Source organism: Streptomyces sp. H27-H5 (assembly GCF_026627505.1).
In the GTDB taxonomy this organism is placed as follows: Bacteria; Actinomycetota; Actinomycetes; order Streptomycetales; family Streptomycetaceae; genus Streptomyces.
Genome location: NZ_JAPNLK010000079.1, coordinates 1 through 17822 on the forward strand (window position 1 = coordinate 1; position 17822 = coordinate 17822).

The 17822-nt window shown below is 71.2% G+C and carries 18 protein-coding genes and 1 pseudogene; 5 read left to right on the top strand and 14 right to left on the bottom strand.

All coding sequences use genetic code 11. The annotated features are described in order from the left end of the window. Nucleotides 1-123: 123 nt before the first annotated feature. From mqnP to OTB19_RS30980, 3 genes are read right to left on the bottom strand one after another with little or no spacing between them, the layout of a single operon-like run. Entirely contained in the window at nt 124-1047 is a 924-nt protein-coding gene (gene mqnP / locus OTB19_RS30970; RefSeq protein WP_267801981.1) for a menaquinone biosynthesis prenyltransferase MqnP, read from the bottom strand. After that, the gene (locus OTB19_RS30975) at nt 1044-1514 is read right to left on the bottom strand and encodes a hypothetical protein (RefSeq protein ID WP_267801983.1); all 471 of its coding nucleotides are present in this window, start codon (nt 1512-1514) and stop codon (nt 1044-1046) included. Before OTB19_RS30975 ends, mqnP begins: the two co-directional genes overlap by 4 nt. Then, on the bottom strand, nt 1511-2965 hold the full coding sequence (locus OTB19_RS30980) for a menaquinone biosynthesis decarboxylase (protein ID WP_267801985.1): 1455 nt from the start codon (nt 2963-2965) through the stop codon (nt 1511-1513). The genes OTB19_RS30975 and OTB19_RS30980 overlap by 4 nt, the downstream gene beginning before the upstream one ends. A 90-nt stretch (nt 2966-3055) precedes the next feature. Here OTB19_RS30980 and OTB19_RS30985 point away from each other — a divergent pair, with 90 nt between their 5' ends. Continuing rightward, nucleotides 3056-3427, top strand: a complete 372-nt coding sequence (locus OTB19_RS30985; RefSeq protein WP_267801986.1) for a PLD nuclease N-terminal domain-containing protein — start codon at nt 3056-3058, stop codon at nt 3425-3427. Nucleotides 3428-3453: 26 nt separating this feature from the next. Here OTB19_RS30985 and OTB19_RS30990 read toward each other — a convergent pair whose 3' ends face one another. The 3 genes and pseudogenes from OTB19_RS30990 to OTB19_RS30995 form a co-directional block, all read right to left on the bottom strand. Beyond that, entirely contained in the window at nt 3454-3771 is a 318-nt protein-coding gene (locus OTB19_RS30990; protein WP_267801988.1) for a serine hydrolase, read from the bottom strand. Between the two features lie 43 nt (nt 3772-3814). Next, a pseudogene (locus OTB19_RS43740) lies at nt 3815-4243 on the bottom strand (serine hydrolase); the annotation flags it as partial. Nucleotides 4244-4326: 83 nt separating this feature from the next. Next, nucleotides 4327-5274 (bottom strand): LysR family transcriptional regulator, encoded by a 948-nt coding sequence (locus tag OTB19_RS30995; protein ID WP_267801989.1) that lies wholly within the window; start codon nt 5272-5274, stop codon nt 4327-4329. 136 nt (nt 5275-5410) lie between these two features. On the opposite strand from OTB19_RS30995, the gene OTB19_RS31000 reads away from it, so the two are divergent. Continuing rightward, complete coding sequence (locus OTB19_RS31000; RefSeq protein ID WP_267802029.1) at nt 5411-6895, top strand: MFS transporter; 1485 nt, start codon at nt 5411-5413, stop codon at nt 6893-6895. A gap of 37 nt (nt 6896-6932) precedes the next feature. Here the strand turns inward: OTB19_RS31000 and OTB19_RS31005 are convergent, their stop codons facing one another. After that, nucleotides 6933-7304 (bottom strand): cupin domain-containing protein, encoded by a 372-nt coding sequence (locus OTB19_RS31005; RefSeq protein WP_267801990.1) that lies wholly within the window; start codon nt 7302-7304, stop codon nt 6933-6935. Nucleotides 7305-7481: 177 nt separating this feature from the next. On the opposite strand from OTB19_RS31005, the gene OTB19_RS31010 reads away from it, so the two are divergent. After that, on the top strand, nt 7482-7898 hold the full coding sequence (locus tag OTB19_RS31010; protein WP_267802030.1) for a MarR family winged helix-turn-helix transcriptional regulator: 417 nt from the start codon (nt 7482-7484) through the stop codon (nt 7896-7898). A 116-nt stretch (nt 7899-8014) separates the two neighbouring features. Here OTB19_RS31010 and ccsB read toward each other — a convergent pair whose 3' ends face one another. The 7 genes from ccsB to hemL all read right to left on the bottom strand — a co-directional run bounded on the left by ccsB (nt 8015) and on the right by hemL (nt 15866). Continuing rightward, nucleotides 8015-9094 carry a c-type cytochrome biogenesis protein CcsB gene (gene ccsB / locus OTB19_RS31015; protein WP_267801991.1) on the bottom strand — a complete coding sequence of 360 codons (1080 nt, stop codon included), beginning with the start codon at nt 9092-9094 and terminating at the stop codon, nt 8015-8017. Beyond that, nucleotides 9094-10806 carry a cytochrome c biogenesis protein ResB gene (resB, locus tag OTB19_RS31020; RefSeq protein WP_267801992.1) on the bottom strand — a complete coding sequence of 571 codons (1713 nt, stop codon included), beginning with the start codon at nt 10804-10806 and terminating at the stop codon, nt 9094-9096. Before resB ends, ccsB begins: the two co-directional genes overlap by 1 nt. A gap of 13 nt (nt 10807-10819) precedes the next feature. After that, entirely contained in the window at nt 10820-11605 is a 786-nt protein-coding gene (locus OTB19_RS31025; RefSeq protein WP_267801994.1) for a cytochrome c biogenesis CcdA family protein, read from the bottom strand. A gap of 4 nt (nt 11606-11609) precedes the next feature. Then, entirely contained in the window at nt 11610-12245 is a 636-nt protein-coding gene (locus tag OTB19_RS31030) for a TlpA family protein disulfide reductase (RefSeq protein WP_267801996.1), read from the bottom strand. 66 nt (nt 12246-12311) lie between these two features. Then, on the bottom strand, nt 12312-13556 hold the full coding sequence (locus OTB19_RS31035; RefSeq protein WP_267801998.1) for a hypothetical protein: 1245 nt from the start codon (nt 13554-13556) through the stop codon (nt 12312-12314). A gap of 256 nt (nt 13557-13812) precedes the next feature. Beyond that, the gene (locus OTB19_RS31040) at nt 13813-14460 is read right to left on the bottom strand and encodes a histidine phosphatase family protein (RefSeq protein ID WP_267802031.1); all 648 of its coding nucleotides are present in this window, start codon (nt 14458-14460) and stop codon (nt 13813-13815) included. 83 nt (nt 14461-14543) lie between these two features. Beyond that, complete coding sequence (hemL, locus tag OTB19_RS31045) at nt 14544-15866, bottom strand: glutamate-1-semialdehyde 2,1-aminomutase (RefSeq protein WP_267802000.1); 1323 nt, start codon at nt 15864-15866, stop codon at nt 14544-14546. 295 nt (nt 15867-16161) lie between these two features. On the opposite strand from hemL, the gene OTB19_RS31050 reads away from it, so the two are divergent. Together OTB19_RS31050 and OTB19_RS31055 are read left to right on the top strand one after the other, a co-directional pair. Continuing rightward, nucleotides 16162-16599 carry a hypothetical protein gene (locus OTB19_RS31050; protein WP_053675327.1) on the top strand — a complete coding sequence of 146 codons (438 nt, stop codon included), beginning with the start codon at nt 16162-16164 and terminating at the stop codon, nt 16597-16599. A gap of 241 nt (nt 16600-16840) precedes the next feature. Continuing rightward, the gene (locus OTB19_RS31055; RefSeq protein ID WP_267802002.1) at nt 16841-17590 is read left to right on the top strand and encodes a Mut7-C RNAse domain-containing protein; all 750 of its coding nucleotides are present in this window, start codon (nt 16841-16843) and stop codon (nt 17588-17590) included. Nucleotides 17591-17822: the final 232 nt, after the last annotated feature.

Consider the following 17822-nt stretch of genomic DNA (forward strand, 5'->3'; position numbering starts at 1 on the left):
AGCTCGACAGCTACATCATCAACCGCAACGAGAACGCCAAGCCCTTCCGCTGGACCTACAAGGGCACCCCACTCAAGGAAGCAGCCTGACCAACACCCCTCCACGAACTTTCGCGGTGCAGCACTAGAGCGCCAGGCCCCGCACCACGAGGTCCAGCAGCGCGCAGACGAACAGTGCGATGCCGATGAAGCCGTTCACCGTGAAGAAGGCCCGGTTCAGGCGGGACAGGTCGTGCGGCTTCACGATGGTGTGCTCGTAGACGAAGGCCGCGACGACGATCAGCAGGCCGAACCAGAAGATCGGGCCCGCGTCCGTGGCCACCGCGTACCAGGCGAGCAGGGCGGCGGTCACCACGTGCGCCCCGCGCGCGCCCCACAGGGCCGCCGGGATGCCGAAGCGGGCCGGGACCGAGCGGACGCCCTCCGCGCGGTCGGCCGCCACGTCCTGGCAGCCGAAGATCAGGTCGAAGCCGCCGATCCACACGCCGACCGCGAGGCCGAGGATCACCGCGTCCCAGGACCACTCGCCGGTGATCGCCAGCCAGGCCCCGATCGGCCCGATGGCCTGGGCCAGGCCCAGGATGGCGTGCGGGAAGTCCGTGAAGCGCTTCCCGTACGGGTAGACCACCATCGGGACCACGGCGAGCGGCGCCAGCATCAGGCACAGCGGGTTCAGCAGCGCCGCCGAGCCGAGGAACACGACCAGCGCGACCCCGGCCCCCGTCCAGGCGGTCCGCACCGACACCGCGCCGGTGACGAGCTCACGCCCGGCGGTGCGCGGGTTGCGGGCGTCGATCTCCCGGTCGATGATCCGGTTGGCGGCCATCGCGAAGGTTCGCAGGCCCACCATGCAGACGGTGACGAGCAGCAGCTTGCCCCAGTGCACGGTCCCGTCGAGCTCGAACATCGCGGTCAGGGCGGCGATGTAGGCGAAGGGCAGCGCGAAGACCGAGTGCTCGATCATCACGAGGCGCAGGAAGGCCTTCGCCTTGTTGCCGGTCTGCGGCGCCGGGCCGGGGCCGACGACGCCTTCGGCTGCCGAGGTCATACGAGACTCCTCCGGAACGCTTCGATGTCGGCCAGCAGTCGTGCGCCGGGCAGCGGCCCGGTCTCCAGGCTCTGCGCCGGCCCGTCGTGGCCCTCGGGCGGGGTGACGTGGGCGGTGAAGGACCAGTCGTCGCCCGTCGGGCGGCCGTCCAGGCGCAGCACGTCGCCCGCTTCGACGGTGAACGGCGCGGCCCCGGCGAGGCCGGCGAGCAGTCGCTCCGCGAAGTCCTCGGCCTCGATGTCGCGCAGGCCCGGCAGTTCGAAGCCGTCGCCCTCGCCGTCCTCGACGTCGGTGAGCAGCGCCCACACGTTCCCGGGGCCGGCGAACTCCTCCGGGGAGACGCCGGCCTGCTCGGCCGCCGCCCGGACTTCCTCGTCCGCCGCGTCGAGTTCCGGGCGCACGAGCGCCACGTAGGTGCTGTCGTCCCCGATGAAGAGCTCGGGACCGCCCACCGCGATCGGGCTCACAGTCCGTACTCCTTCCAGCGGCGGTCCACCAGGGCCGCCGTCGCCGGGTCGGACTCCACCATGTCGGGCCAGCCGCCGTCGCGGGTGTAGCCCTCCTCGGGCAGCTTCCGGGTGGCGTCGATCCCCGCCTTGCCGCCCCAGAACTGCTGGTAGGAGGCGTGGTCGAGGTGGTCGACGGGTCCTTCCACGACGGTCAGGTCGCGGGAGTAGTCGGTGTTGCCCAGCGCCCGCCAGGAGACCTCGTGCAGGTCGTGGACGTCGCAGTCCTTGTCCACCACGATGATCAGCTTGGTCAGCGACATCATGTGGGCGCCCCAGATGGCGTGCATGACCTTCTGCGCGTGCTTGGGGTACTTCTTGTCGATCGAGACGATCGCGCAGTTGTGGAAGCCGCCCGACTCGGGGAGGTGGTAGTCCACGATGTCCGGCACGATGATCTTGAGCAGGGGCAGGAAGAAACGTTCGGTGGCGCGCCCGAGCGGACCGTCCTCGGTCGGCGGACGGCCGACGACGATCGACTGGAGCAGGGGACGCTTGCGCATCGTCACGCAGTCGATCGTGAGTGCGGGGAACGGTTCCTGCGGCGTGTAGAAGCCGGTGTGGTCGCCGAAGGGGCCCTCGGGCAGCATCTCGCCCGGCTCCAGCCAGCCCTCGATGACGACCTCGGCGTTGGCGGGCACCTGAAGCGGGACCGTCTTGCAGTCGACCATCTCGATGCGCTTGCCCGCCACGAAGCCGGCGAAGAGGTACTCGTCGATGTCGCCGGGCAGCGGCGCGGTGGACGCGTACGTCACGGCCGGCGGACATCCGAAGGCGATGGCGACGGGCAGCCGCTCGCCCCGGGCCGCGGCGACCGCGTAGTGGTTGCGGCTGTCCTTGTGGATCTGCCAGTGCATGCCGATGGTGCGCTTGTCGTGGCGCTGGAGGCGGTACAGGCCGAGGTTGCGCACGCCCGTCTCCGGGTGCTTGGTGTGCGTCAGGCCGAGGTTGAAGAAGGACCCGCCGTCCTTGGGCCAGGTGAAGAGGGCCGGCAGCAGATCCAGGTCCACGTCGTCGCCGGTGAGCACGACCTCCTGGACGGGGGCGTCGCCCTTCACCTTCCGCGGCGGCACGTGCACCATCGAGCCGAGCTTGCCGAAGGCTTCGCGGACGCCGATGAAGCCCTGGGGCAGCTCGGGCTTGAGCAGTCCGCCGATCTTCTCGCTGATCTCCGCGTACGACTTCAGGCCGAGGGCCTTCAGGAGCCGGCGGTCGGTGCCGAAGACGTTCATGGCCAGCGGCATCGCCGAGCCCTTGACGTTCTCGAAGAGCAGCGCGGGCCCGCCCGCCTTGTTCACTCTGTCGACGATCTCCCCGATCTCCAGATACGGGTCGACTTCGGCCTTGATGCGCTTGAGGTCGCCCTCCCGCTCCAGGGCCCGGAGCAGCGAGCGGAGATCGTCGTAAGCCATGGGGCCCAGTATCCGTCACCAACTACCCTGGGAGCGTCACCGGGGCCCGACGCGGTCCCGCCGCCACTGCCTGGGAGTCGGTCCCGCACCGTGCTGCGCTATCTGCCCTTCCTGCTTCTCATCGCGCTGACCGTCTATGCCTTCATCGACTGTCTGAACACGCCGGAGGAGGAGGTCAAGCACCTGCAGAAGGTGGTCTGGGTCCTCATCGTCCTGGTCTTCCCGATCGTCGGGGCGATCGTCTGGCTGTACTCGGGCAAGAAGCGGCAGGCGTCCGCCGGCCGGGCCGGCCGCACGCGCTGGGTCGCGCCCGACGACAACCCGGAGTTCCTGAACTCGCTGCGCGAGGAGCAGGACCGCACCAGGGAGCGGGACGACGAGACGGACGCGGCGAAGGACGCCGAGAAGGACACGGACCGCGAGCAGGACAAGGACCGCGACCGGGACCACGACAAGGACTAGGGCGCGGGCCGCACCCGGACGGGGGGCTAGCCGGTCGGCAGGTCGAGCCCGGCGTGGACCTGGTCGAGGATCGTGGGCCGCAGGGCGATCGCCGTGGCCCGGCCGTCGGGTGCCACGGTCAGGTTCGTCCAGATCACGAGCGTGACGTCGTTGTCCGGGTCGTGTCCGATGAAGGAGTTGAACCCCGGGAGTTCACCGCCGTGGTAGTACATGGCGGCGTTCGGGGCGAACCGCTGGTGCGCGATGCCGTGGCCGTACTCCTGTCCGTGCGCGTCCGGGCCCTCGGACTGCGGGCTGCCCAGCCACTCCTTCTGAGTCGCGGCGTTCAGGACCTTGCCCGACACCAGGGCCCGGATCCAGGCCGCCAGGTAGCCCGCTGCGCATCTTCAGCAGCTCGGCGAGGGTGATGTGCGCGCCGTTCGGCACGCCCGGGACGTAATCGGACACCGGGTCGGTGAGTCGGAGCGCGCCGTCCTGGGCGAGCAGCATGATCAGTGCGGACGTCATCGTCTTGGTGTTGGAGGCGATGCGGAAATGGTCGCGCGTGTCCGGCGGGGTGGTCTTGCCGAGTTCGCTCGTGCCGACGATCGCCCGGAAGGTCCCCTGGGGGGTCTGCAACAGGACGACCGCACCGGGCACCGAGAGCTTCTGCGCGGCGCGGGCCACGGCGGCCTGGAAGGCGGCCGGGTCGATCGGCTCGAGGGCCGACGCCGCGGGGGTCGGGGTGTTCGCCGCGGCGGGCGGGGGCGGTGGTCGGGTCGCCGCCGTGGCTGCCGATCCGGCGGGAACGGCGCCGCCCGCGATCACGAGGGCCATGCAGGGTGCGAGCGAGGCCGCTCGGGAGCTCCTCGTGCGATCACCACAGCCGTTGCGTTCACCGCCTCCCTTATGTCGCGAAATCACCCAATTTTACCAGCGTGGGCGGCCCCCTGCGCGGCCCCTCCGCCCGCCGCGCCCCGCCCCACCGTGTCGAGCGCCGCGCTCGCGAAGGCCCGTACCGCGCCCGAGTTGTCGGCCGCGCGCCAGACCAGGCCGTAGCCGGCGGGCTCGGCGTCCGAGAAGGGGACGTACGCGACGCCCGGGCGGGCGAAGTACGTCGCCGCGTGCGCGGCGACCAGCAGCGCGCCCCGGCCCGCGGCGACCAGCATCAGCGCCTCCTGCATGTTCGTCACCTCCGGGCCGCGTCCGATCGGCCGGCCGGCCGGGGTGCGCGCGGGCGTCAGGTACGCGCGGCGGTACGGCGGCAGGTCCCCGCCGATGCTCAGCAGCGCGACCCCCGCCAGGTCCTCCATGGACACCGACTCCCGCGCGGCCAGCGGGTGCCCGGCGGGCACGGCCAGCGCCCGCTCCTCGACGAACAGCACCGGCCCCTCCCCCAGGTCCGACTCCCGCACCGGGAACTCGGCGAAGGCGACGTCGAAGTCGCCGCTGCGCAACTGCCCGTACGGATCCGAGAGCGGCACCTCGCACACCTCGACGGCCAGGCCGGGGTGGGTGACGCGCAGTGCTTCGGCGACCCGCAGGACGACTTCCCCGGCGGGCGGCGTGGTGAAGCCGACGTGCAGCACCCCGTCGGCGGCACGGGCGGTGGCGGCGGCCCGGTCGAGGGCGGCGGCGATCCCCCGGCGGTGCGGCTCCAGGTCGGTGCGCAACTGCGCGCCGAGGGCGGTGAGGACGACGCGGCGGCTGGTCCGCAGGAACAGCGGCGCGCCGATGCGGCGCTCCAGGCGCTGGACGAGTTGGCTGACGCGGGCGCGGGACAGCAGCATCCGTTCGGCGGTCCGGCCGAAGTGCAGTTCCTCCGCGAGGATCAGGAAGCAGTCGAGCTCGTCGCGATCGGTAAGCATGGCTGAACGAACGTTGTTCTCTTCGGCGTTGTTCCCCCTCTGGCGGCAGACGAAGGTGGTGGGGCCGGCAACTCCCCCTCCCTTCCCTTCCGTTCTGTGAGGTTGTCCCGTGTCCGATCACATCAACGACGGCAGGATCGACAGGCGCCGCTGGGGCGTGCTCCTCGTCCTGTGCGGTGCGATCTTCCTCGAAGGCATCGACGTGGCGATGCTGAACGTGGCCCTGCCCTCGATCCGCGCCGACCTCGGGCTGGAGACCGGCGAACTCCAGTGGGTGATGAGCGCCTACGTGCTCGGCTACGGCGGCTTCATGCTGTTGGGCGGCCGTGCGGCCGACCTGTTCGGGCGGCGGCGGATGTTCGTCGGCTGGCTGGCCGTCTTCCTGCTCTTCTCCGGCCTGGGCGGACTCGCCACCGAGGGCTGGCAGTTGGTCGCCGCCCGGTTCGTCACCGGGGTCGCGGCGGCCTTCATGACACCGGCCGGACTGTCGATCATCACCACCGGCTTCGAGGAGGGGCCGCAGCGGGAGAAGGCGCTGCTGGTGTACTCCGCAACGGCTGCCGGCGGTTTCTCCATCGGGCTCGTCGCGGGCGGGCTGCTGACCTCCGCCGGGTGGCGGTGGGTGTTCTTCGCGCCGGTGGCGCCGGCCGCGCTGATCCTGTTGGGCGCGCTGGCCCTCGTACCGCGTGAGGTGCGCGGGGCGACCCGGGGACGTCTCGACCTGCCGGGCGGGGTGTTGGTGACCGCGGCGGTGGTGCTGCTGGTGTGGGGCGTGGAGGAGACCACGGTCTGGCCGGCCGCGCTGGGGCTCGCCCTGCTGGGCGCGTTCGCCCTGGTGGAGCGGCGGACGGCGGAGCCGTTGATCCGGCTCGGCATCCTGCGCTCCGGGGCGCTGGTGCGCGCCAACGCCGCGGCGCTGCTGTTCTCGGGGGCGTTCTTCGGCTTCCAGTTCCTGGTGGTGCTGTACCTCCAGGAACTGCGCGGCTGGTCGACGCTGGAGACCAGCTTCGCGATGATCGTGATCGGGATCGACGCCGTGCTGTCGCCGACGTTGGTGCCGAGGCTGGTCGGGCGGATCGGCAACGGCCGGCTGATCTTCGGCGGGCTGCTGCTGGCGGCGCTCTCGTACGGGCTGTTCCTGCCGCTGGGCGCCGACTGGACGTACCTGATGATGCTGCCGAGCCTGATCCTGCTCGGGTTGGCGTTCGCGCTGGTCTACGGGCCGCTGACGATCGTGGCGACCGAGGGCGTCGAGGAGTCCGAGCAGGGGCTGGCGGGCGGGCTGCTGTACACGTCCTTCCAGTTCGGGGCGGCCGTCGGGCTGGCCGCCGTGACCGGCGTGGCCTCGGCGTACGCCGACCCGCTGACGGGCTACCGGGCCGCTCTGCTGGTGCCGTTCGCGGCGGTTCTCGCGGCCGCGGCGGTCAGCGCGCCGGGCCTGCGCCGGCGACGCGCCGGCGGAGCCGGGAAGGTGACCGCGACCGGGCCCGGGGGCGAGGCCGCGTCCGGCCCCTCAGCCCACTCCTCGGCCGACCCCTCGACCGACTCGGTCGGCGCGGCGGCCGGCGCGGCGGCCGGGACCCCCGGGCCGGGTCCGGCGCCGAAGCCGGTGGGGGCCTGACCACCCGGCGACGCCACCCGGACCCCGCCCTGCCCGGTCACACGGCCCAGGGCAGGGTCCGGGTGCCTTCCGTGCCGGTGACGGAGACGATGCCGTCGGCGCGCATGGCGACGTGGGCCTCGAACCGTTCGGGAGAGCTGATGCGACGGGGCACGTCGGGCGGCAGGACCAGGGTCCGGCCCGCGGCGACCGTCTCGGTGCGGCCCTCGGAGGTGACCTCCAGGGTGCCCGAGGTGACCGTCCAGACCTGCTCGCGGGTGACGGAGTGCTCGGGGCCGGCGCTCCCGGCGGGCATGTCGACGTGCCAGGTGCTCAGTTCGGCGCTACCCCGGCTGGGGGCGGCGTGGCCGGTCATCGTGGCGTTCGGGGTGACGGTGACGTGGTCGGGGGAAGGGTGGATCACGCGCACGGCGGAGTCCTCTCGAAGGTGAGTAAAGTTGCTTTACTCGCTGATCCGAGTAAAGCAGATTGACTCACCCGTGTCACCATGAATCCCGTGACCAGAACCGAAGCCGGCAACGGCGACCCCGGACACCGCGGCGACGGGACCGAAGATCCCGGCATCGAGCTGACCCTCCTCGTCGGGATGGGGTTCCAGCTCCTGCTGGCCGAGTTCACCCGCCGCCTCACCGCCGTCGGCGAAGGCGACCTGCGCCCCCTGCACGGCATGGCCTTCCAGGTCCTCAAGGGGCCCGGCGCCACCGCCACCGAGCTCGCCGAGCGGCTCGGGGTGACCAAGCAGGCGGCCGGGCAGATGGTCGACGACCTGGTGCGACGCGGTTACGTGCGGCGCGAGCCGCACCCCGGGGGCGGCCGCCGCAAGCTGGTGGTCCTGACCCGCGCGGCCTACGACCACCTGAGCGTCGCGGGCGCGGTCATGCACGAGCTGGAGGCCGAACTGGCCGGCGCCGCCGACCTCCCGGCGCTGCGGCGCGAACTCACACGGGTCGTCCGCGCCCTGCATGGGGACGGCCCGCTCCCGGCCCTGCGACCGGTGTGGTGAACCCCGCCGCCCCCTGAACGGCGGCGGCGGGGGAAACGAAAGGCCCGCCGGTGCCGCGGCTCGGATGATGAGCCGTGACGCCGACGGGCCTGTGCCCGTGCGGTCGAACGTCCGCGTCAGACGCCCGCGTACGAGTGCTTTCCGCTGAGCAGGATGTTCACGCCGTAGTAGTTCCAGATCCAGCAGGCGAAGGCGAAGAGCGCGAGGTACGCGGCCTTGCGGCCCTTCCAGCCGGCGGTGGCCCGGGCGTGCAGGTAGCAGGCGTACGCCACCCACGTCACGAAGGACCAGACCTCCTTGGGGTCCCAGCCCCAGTAGCGGCCCCAGGCGTCGCCGGCCCAGATCGCGCCCGCCACGATGGTGAAGGTCCACAGCGGGAAGACGGCCGCGTTGATCCGGTACGAGAACTTGTCGAGCGAGGCCGCCGAGGGCAGCCGCTCCATCACCGAGGAACGGAACCGGCCCGGCGTGCGACCGGCTTCGAGGTGGGCCTCGTAGGAGTCGCGGAACAGGTACAGCACCGCGCCGGCCGCACCGATGTAGAACACCGCACCGCAGAAGATGGCGGTCGAGACGTGGATCCACAGCCAGTACGAGTGGAGGGCCGGCACCAGCTGATCGCTGTCGGTGTACAGCCACGTGGTGGCGATGCCCAGGTCCAGCAGCACGGTCGTGATGAGGATCAGGCCGAGCCAGCGCACGTTCTTCTTGAGCAGGAGCAGCACCAGGTACGCGCCGACGGCCACCGTGGAGAAGGTCACCGAGAACTCGTACATGTTGCCCCAGGGGGCCCGCTGCACCGACATGGCGCGGGTCACGACGCCGGCCGCCTCGATGAGGAAGCCGAGCACGGTCAGCGAGACCGCGACCCGCCCGTACAGGTCTCCCTGCGCGGTGCCGCCGGCCGCGCCCGGACCGTCCGGGACGTCGCGCGAGCCGGAAGCGGACCGGGTGACGACCTTCGGCCGGTCCAGGACGGCGGTGCCGCCCTGGGAGCGCACCTGCACGGCCGGGGCCTCGGCGCTCTTGGCGGTGGTCAGCGCGGCGGCCGTGCGGGCGACCTTGCTGCGGCTGCCGAACGTCCACTCGGTGATGTGCGCGAGGAAGGCGAGCGTGTAGACCGCCATCGACGAATAGACCAGGTAATTGCTGAGCTGAGCCAGGTTCTCGTTGGCTGCGGCTGCGAGCGGCGTCATCATCCGCGCTCCCCTTCGACAGGTTCCGTGACAGGTTGGTCGGGCGCGGTGGGCGCCTGCTGGTGGAGCGCGGCGGAGAGCACCGCGAGCTCCTCCGGGAGCTTGGCGGACTCGCTGCGGCCGAGGCCCGCCATCTCGACGACGGTGACGCCGTCCTTGCCGGTGACCGCCCGGACCCAGATCCGGCGGCGCTGGATGAACAGCGAGGCGGCCAGGCCGCCGATCGCGACGACGGCGCCCGCGAGGGCCAGGCCGTTGGCCGGCTGCTGGGTGACCGAGAAGGTGGCCCAGCGTTCGACGCCCTCGAACTTCACGGTGCCCGCGCCGTTCGGCAGGGTCATCGTCTCGCCGGGCAGCAGCTTCTGCTTGAACAGCTCGCCCTTGTCGTCCTCGAACTGCTTCATCTTCGAGGTGTTCAGCTGGTACACGTTCTGCGGCAGACCCGAGTCCACGCCGAGGCTGCCGTGGTAGGCGCTGAGCGCGAGGACCGGGAAGTCCAGGGCCGGGAACTGCGAGAGCATCGTGCCCTTGCCCTCACCCGCGAAGGTGGGCACGAACATGGCGTTGAAGCCGAGCTGCTCCGCCTTGCCGTCCTTGTTCTTGTAGCCGTCGGTGACCTTGACGGCGCCCGACGAGCTGAGGTTCGCGTCGAAGGGCAGCATCGGCACGGCGTCCTTGTAGATCACCTTGCCGTCGGGGTCGGTCACCGAGATGACCGGCGCGTAGCCGTGACCGAGGAGGAAGATCTTGGAGCCGTCGACCTCCAGCGGCTTGTTGACCTCGATCTCGGACTTGACCGGCTTGCCGTCCGCGCCCTCGCTGAAGGTCACGTACGCCTTGAAGTCGCGCGGGGTGCCCTTCTGCGGCCCGGTCTTCTCGTACGTCGCGTCGAACTTGTCCAGGGTGAACGAGAACGGCGGCAGGTTGTCCGAGGAGAAGAGGCTGCCGGACTTGAAGTCGTCGTACTGGGTGAGCGTGTTCGAGAAGCCCTTGCCGCGCAGGACGAGCTTGCCGCCCTCGGACTTGTAGAGCTGCCCGACCGCGAAGGCCACCAGCATGAAGATCAGGGCGATGTGGAAGGCCAGGTTGCCGGCCTCGCGCAGGTAGCCCTTCTCGGCGGCCACGGAGTCCCGGCCCGCCTCGGTGCGGAAGCGGCGCCGGCCGAGCACGTCCTTCGCGTACGAGAGCACCTCGTCCGGGGACTTCTCCGTGCGCCACGTCGCGTACGCGGGCAGCCGGTCGAGGCGCCGGGGGGCGCCCGGCGGGCGACCGGTGAGCTGGCCGACGAACTGCCAGGTGCGCGGGATGATGCAGCCGATCAGCGACACGAACAGCAGGATGTAGATCGCGGAGAACCACACCGAGCTGTAGACGTCGAAGAGCTGGAGCTTCTCGGCGACGGGCACCCAGAAGTCGTGGGTCCGCTTCCACTCCGCGACCTTCATCGCGTCGACCTGTGTCTGCGGGATCAGGGAGCCCGGGATGGAACCCAGGGACAGCAGGAAGAGCAGGATCAGCGCCACCCGCATGGAGGTGAGCTGCCGCCAGAACCAGCGGGCCCAGCCGATCACGCCGATGCCGACGGGGGCGGTGGGACCGTCCTCCAGGGGTGCGGTGGACAGTTGGGCGCCCGCGGCGGCGTCGGCGTTCGCCTCGGCCTGCTCGGTGGACTCGTGCGGCGTCTCGGTGGACGCCTTGTCGGTCGTACTCATGTCCGTGTAGTCCTCAGATCCCCACCGTGAAGCCGTCGGTCCAGGCCTGCATGTCGCTGATGAGCGTGCCCCACCATCCTGTGACGAGCAGCAGGCCGGTGAGGATCAGCATGCCGCCGCCGATCCGCATCACCCATGCATAGTGCTTCTTCACCCAGCCGAACGCACCGAGCGCCTTGCGGAAGGCGATCGCGGTGACGATGAAGGGCACTCCCAGCCCCAGGCAGAACACGACGGTCAGCAGCGCGCCGCGGCCCGCGGTCGCCTGGTCGATGGAGAGCGTGTTGACCGCCGCGAGCGTCGGCCCCATGCAGGGCGTCCAGCCGACCCCGAAGAGCACGCCCAGCAGGGGCGCGCCGACCAGCCCGGCGGCCGGCTTCCGGTGGAAGCGGAACTCGCGCATCGTCAGCCCGGGGATCCAGCCCATGAAGAAGAAGCCGAGGAGTATCACCAGGGCGCCGAGGGCCCGGGAGATGGGTTCCTTGTTGTCCGCGAGCGTCGCCCCGAAGTAGCCGAAGAGCGCGCCCGTCGAGACGAAGACGGCCGTGAAGCCGAGGACGAACAGTCCCGCGCCGGCCAGCATCCGCCCGCGTCGGGCCTCGGCGAGGTCCGCCCCGCCGACGCCGGTCACGTAGGACAGGTAGCCGGGGACCAGCGGCAGCACGCAGGGCGAGAAGAAGGACACCAGACCCGCGAACAGCGAGAGGGGCAGGGCCAGCAGCAGCGCGCCGTTGAGGACGGTGGTGTTCACGCCGGTCGCCTCGGCGGCGAGGACGAGGTGGGGGAGCTCGGAGACCACGAGGTCACTTCTCCGCGAGGAGCGGGTCGATCATCGAGCGCAGCTGCTCCTCGTTGACCGCGACCAGGGTGCGGGCGGCGATCCGCCCCTCCTTGTCGAGGACGATCGTGGAGGGGATCGACTGCGGGTTGAGCGTGCCCTTGGGGAAGCGGAGCATCAGCTTGCCGTCCGGGTCGTAGAGGCTCGGGTAGGTGATCCCGTAGGTCTCTTCGAAGGAGGCGGCGTTCTGCTTGCTGTTGTCCCGGGTGTTCAGGCCGACGAAGGCGACGTCCTTGCCGCCGTCGGCCATGGCCTTGGACACCTTCGCGAAGTACGGGGCCTCGGCCCGGCAGGGCGGGCACCACGAGCCCCACACGTTGAGGACGACGACCTTGCCCTTGAGGGAGGTCACGTCGAGGGTCTTGCCGTCCACGGTCTCGCCGTCCAGCTTGGGGGCCTCGGCGCGGTCCCCTTTGGCGACGGTGGAGATGCCGCTGGGGCCCGTCACGTAGTTGCCGCCGGCGGAACCGGAGGGTTTGCTGCCGCTGCCCGAGTCGCCGCACGCCGAAAGGGTGAGGGCGCTCGCGAGGGTCACCGCGGTCAGCAGGATGGCGCGGCCGCTGGTCGAGCGGCGGCGACGGGGGGCGCGGCTAAGGCTCATGTGAAAAGTTTCGCATGAGCGATTTGCGGATCTTCCACGCCCCCCGACGGCGAACCGAGACGCTGGTCAGGCGCCGGTGAGATACGTGCGCCAGCCACCGGCCGGTGACTGGCCGGGGGCGAGGCCCCGCAGCCGGTCCAGCACCTTGGGGTCCTGGACGTCCAGCCAGTCGATGAACTGCCGGAAGGATACGAGCCTTACGTCCTTTTTGTCCGCCATGCCCTTCAAGGCCTCCTCGACGGCGTCCATGTAGATGCCGCCGTTCCACTCCTCGAAGTGGTTGCCGATGAAGAGGGGCGCGCGGTTGGTCTCGTAGGCCCGCCGGAAGCCGCCGAGGTAGGCGCTGGTGGCCTGGGTGCGCCAGCCCGGGTAGTTGGCGGCGACGCCCTTGGTGGTGTTCTTCGACTGGTTCGCCAGGATGTTGTAGTCCATCGAGAGCACCTCGAACGAGTGTCCGGGGAAGGGCAGGGACTGCAGGGGCAGGTCCCACAGGCCCGACTTCTTCACCGGCCACTGCTGGAGGCCGCCGGGCGAGGACGCGTCGTAGCGCCAGCCGCGCTCGCGCGCGGTGGGCAACAGGCCGTCCTGGCCGAGCAGGCAGGGGGTGCGGCCGCCGACGAGTTCCTTGCGGTAGTCGAAGGGCAGCGGTTCGAGGTCCGTGAACCCGGTGTTGGTGCGCCAGTTCGTGACGAAGGACACGGCCTGGTCGATCTCGTCGTGCCAGTCCTGCGGCGACCACTTGGCGACGGAGCCGGAGCCGCCGCAGAAGTGCCCGTTGAAATGCGTCCCGACCTCGTGGCCGTCGAGCCACGCCTGGCGCACGTGGCCGAGGGTGTTGCGGACGTTCTCGTCCTTGAGGTAGCCGATGTCCGAGGCGCCGACGGGGTTGTTCGGCGGCCGGTACAGGTGCTTCTTGGACTCCGGCAGGAGGTAGAGGCCGGAGAGGAAGAAGGTCATGGCCGCACCGTGGTCCTTGGCGACCTTGAGGAAGCGGGGGAAGAGGCCGTTGCCGACCTCGCCCGCACCGTCCCAACTGAAGACCACGAACTGGGGCGGCGTCTCGCCCGGCTGGAGCGGGACGGGGGCGGGGGGCTGGTGGGGCTGGGGGCCGGTGTCCGCGGTGGAACCGTCCCCGATGCGCTTCGCGGCGGGCGGCCCGGGTTTCGCGGAGCCGGTCGCGTCCGGGTGCGCCCCGGAGTCTCTCGAACCGGAGCCGCCACCGCAGCCTCCGGCGCCCAGCGCGACGGCGCCGAGCCCGAGGCCGAGCGCGCCGCGTCGGGTGAAGTCCCGTGTCCTGCCCACATCGCTCATGAAATGTCATACAAACGGACAATCAGAGGCGAATGAAGTCCGAGCACGGCGCGCCGTGGTCGACTTGTATGAAAATAGAGAAACCCATGGGGAGGACATGGTCCGCCCACGCGGCTGCCCTACGCGACGGGGGGGCCGCCGGGCCGCCCCCGGGCCGACACGAAAGAGCCCGGACCCCCCGAAGGAAGCCCGGGCCCGGCCCGACGAAAGCGTCGGCCCCGAAAGCATCGGTCCTGAAGGCGTCGGCCCGAACGTCTCAGGCGCCGAAGGCCTTCGACTTGCCCTTCACCGGCTTCGCACCGGCCAGCAGGTGCGCCGGCACCAGGTCCCGGGCCGGCTCGCTGTAGCCCACCGACACCAGCGTGTCGCCCTGGTACGTGAACGACGTCAGCGACGCCAGCGTGCACTGACGGCGCCTCGGGTCGTGCCACAGCCGACGCTTCTCCGCGAAGCTGCGCACGATCCAGATCGGCAGCTGGTGGCTGACCGCCACCGCCTCGTGGCCGCGGGCCGCGTCGCGCGCGGCCTCGATGGCGCTCATCATCCGCACCACCTGCTCCACGTACGGCTCGCCCCAGGACGGCTTGAACGGGTTCGTCAGGTGCTTCCAGTTCTCCGGCTTGCGCAGCGCCCCGTCGCCCACGCCGAAGGTCTTGCCCTCGAAGACGTTGCCCGCCTCGATCAGCCGACCGTCGGTCGCCAGGTCCAGACCGTGCACCTTCGCGACGGGCGCGGCCGTCTCCTGCGCCCGCTCCAGCGGGGACGCCACGACGTGCGCGATGTCCCGGCCCTGGAGGTGCTCCGCGACCCGGTCGGCCATCCGCCGGCCGAGCTCGGAGAGGTGGTAGCCGGCGCGGCGGCCGTAGAGCACGCCGTCCGGGTTGTGCACCTCGCCGTGGCGCATCAGGTGCACGACGGTGATGTCGACGGGGTTGGCGGGGCCGGCGCTCTCGGCGCCCGCGGCCGTGTCGGGGGTTCCCTCGGCGCTCATGCGGTGGCCTCCGCGGCTGCGCGGGCCGCGGCGGGCAGGGCCGCGGCGATCCGCTCGATGGCCCGCTCGTCGTGGGCGCTGGACACGAACCAGGACTCGAACGCCGACGGCGGCAGGTAGACGCCCTGTGCCAGCATCGAGTGGAAGAAGCCGTTGAAGCGGAAGGACTCCTGCTTCTTGGCGTCGTCGTAGTTCTTCACCTCGTTCTCGGTGAAGAACACCGAGAACATGTTGGAGGCGGTCTGCAACCGGTGCGCCACACCCTCCTTGGTCAGGGCCTCGGTGACCAGCGCCTGAACCTGGGCGGAGACCGAGTCGACCTTCTCGTAGGTCGCGTCGTCCAGCAGCCGCAGCTGCGCGAGACCGGCGGCCGTCGCGATCGGGTTCCCGGAGAGGGTGCCCGCCTGGTAGACCGGGCCCACCGGGGCCAGGTGGCCCATGACGTCGGCGCGGCCACCGAACGCGGCGGCCGGGAAGCCACCGCCCATGACCTTGCCGAAGGTCATCAGGTCGGGCTTGACCCCGTCCACGCCGTACCAACCGGCACGCGAGGTGCGGAAACCGGTCATCACCTCGTCCGAGATGTACAGGGCGCCGTTCTCCCGGCACACGTCCGCGAGCCCCTGATTGAAGCCCTCGGCCGGCGTCACCACGCCCATGTTGCCGGGCGCCGCCTCGGTGATCACGCAGGCGATCTCGCCGGGGTGTGCGGCGAAGGCCGCCCGCACCGCGTCGAGGTCGTTGTACGGGAGCACGATCGTGTCCCCGGCCTGTGCGCCCGTGACACCCGGGGTGTCGGGAAGGGCGAAGGTCGCGAGACCGGAACCGGCGGCGGCCAGCAGCGCGTCGACGTGACCGTGGTAGCAGCCGGCGAACTTCACGATCTTGGCGCGACCGGTGAACCCGCGGGCCAGCCGGATCGCCGACATGGTCGCCTCGGTGCCCGAGGACACCAGGCGGACCTGCTCGACGGGTTCGACGCGCGCGACGATCTCCTCCGCCAGCGCCACCTCGCCCTCACCGGGCGTACCGAAGGACGTGCCGCGGGCGACCGCGGCCTGGACGGCCTCGATCACGGCCGGGTGGGAATGGCCGAGGATCATCGGTCCCCACGAGCAGACCAGGTCGACGTACTCGCGGCCGTCGGCATCGGTCAGATACGGACCGGTACCAGACACCATGAACCTGGGCGTACCCCCCACCGCGCGGAAGGCGCGCACGGGAGAGTTCACGCCGCCGGGCGTCACAACGGACGCGCGCGTAAACAGGTTCTGCGAGACTGGGGCTTCATACGGATACGGGTAGCTCACACCAGCCATGGTCTCAGAGGCCGCGACAGACTTGCGGACGGGCGTTTCACCGCGCCGCCCCGGGGGAGGTCACTGCCATGATGATCAGGCTGCGTGGCGGGGGCCGCGGGGCCGGGGCAGGCAATACCAGTCGGGTGGAGATATGCAACGCGGTGGTGGACCGGGCGAGGGCACGGACGGCCTGGACCCGCAGCGCGCCCGTGATGCCCGCCGCCGTGGAAAGCACCGGCGCCGGGCCGCGGACGCGGCAGATCCCGTACCAGGCCCCATCCGGTCACCCGACAGCCTCCCCAGGGGGCGCGGCATGGGCGTGACGTACAAGTACTTCGGCGCCCCCGACGGCGCGACCGCGGCCCGGGTCCCGGTGACCATGCGTCCCGAGGAACTGGGCGGCGACGAACTCGGCATGGGCGGCCTGTTCACCAAGATCAAGCCGGAGACGGTCGCGGCGATGGTCCTCACCGGCATCGAGGGCATACCCCTGCACAAGGTGCCGCCGCTCGAACTGGTCGTCCTCCACCCCGACTACGCCGTGGTCAAGCTGCCCATGACGGTGGTCGACCCGCTGCGCGGCGTCGGCGAGGAGTCGGTCGGCGCGGCCGCCTTCATCTGGTCCACCGTCCCGGACCGCGGCGGCCCGCGTGACGCGTTCAACGTCTACCAGCTGCTCCACGAGTGGCAGGACTTCTCCCACCGCCTCCACGAAGCGGGCCACCAGCCGTACTGCCTCGTCTGGCCCTGACCGCCCCCGGGCGGTCCGACTGTGACCGAGGTCACGGGCAGAGCATCGACCGAGTACCGCCCGACCACCCGTCCACGGCGAGGCACGGCCCGGGTCCCTCCCCTCCACCCGGGCCCCGGGCCGGCGCGGGACCCGGGCCGGCCGGTCACTACGAGGCCCAGCCCGGCGGGCCCCCGCACCACGTCATCCGCCACCGCGTAATTCGGCCGCGCCCCCATCCGGCCGGTGGCATGCTGGCCCTGTGAACGGACCCGGGATTCAGCTCACCCTCGCCCCTGAACTGCACGTGTTCGCCCCGCCGAGCCGGCGCGCCGCACGCGTGCCGACGACCACCGACGGCGCATCCAGCCTCGGCCACGTCGTCGAATCGGCCGGCGTCCCGCTCACCGAGGTCGGCCGGATCCTCGTCGACGGGCAGGAAGTGCCCGTCTCCCACGTGCCCCGGGAAGGCGAGTCCGTCGAGGTCTTCGCCGTCGACCGCCCCCAACAGGTCGCGCAGGGCCTGCCCGACACCCCCCTCCGTTTCCTCCTCGACGTGCACCTCGGCACCCTCGCCCGCCGACTGCGCCTCCTCGGTGTCGACACCGCCTACGAGAACGAGGACATCGGCGACCCGGCCCTCGCCACCCGCTCCGCCGCCGAGCGACGCGTGCTGCTCTCCCGCGACCGCGGCCTGCTCCGCCGCCGCGAGATCTTCGCCGGGGCGTACGTGTACAGCGACAACCCCGACGAGCAACTGCGCGACATCCTCAGCCGATTCGCCCCCAAGCTCATGCCTTGGACCCGCTGCACCGCCTGCAACGGTTCCCTTCGGGCGGCCGACAAGGACAGCGTCGGCGATCGCCTCGAACACGGCACGCAGCGCTCCTACGACGTCTTCGCCCAGTGCGCCGACTGCGAGCGCGTCTACTGGCGGGGCGCCCACCACGCGCGCCTGGAACGGATCGTCGACGAAGCGGTCGCGGAATTCGGCAACGGCGCCAACGCCTGAGGGCTGTCCCGCAAGTCCCGTAAGTCCCGCCTGGCCTGCGACGCCTGGCACGGCAGCTCGCCGCGTGTCGAAGCGCGCGCGTACGAACCGGTACGAGCCGCGCTTCTCCACCTCGCGACGCACCGCACCAGACGCCGCAGGCCACGCGCTCCGGGCGCCGGCGCTCCATCGCGGACACCTCCCAGACCGGCCACGTCGGAGTCCGCCGGGCGACAAGACCCGAAAACGACGG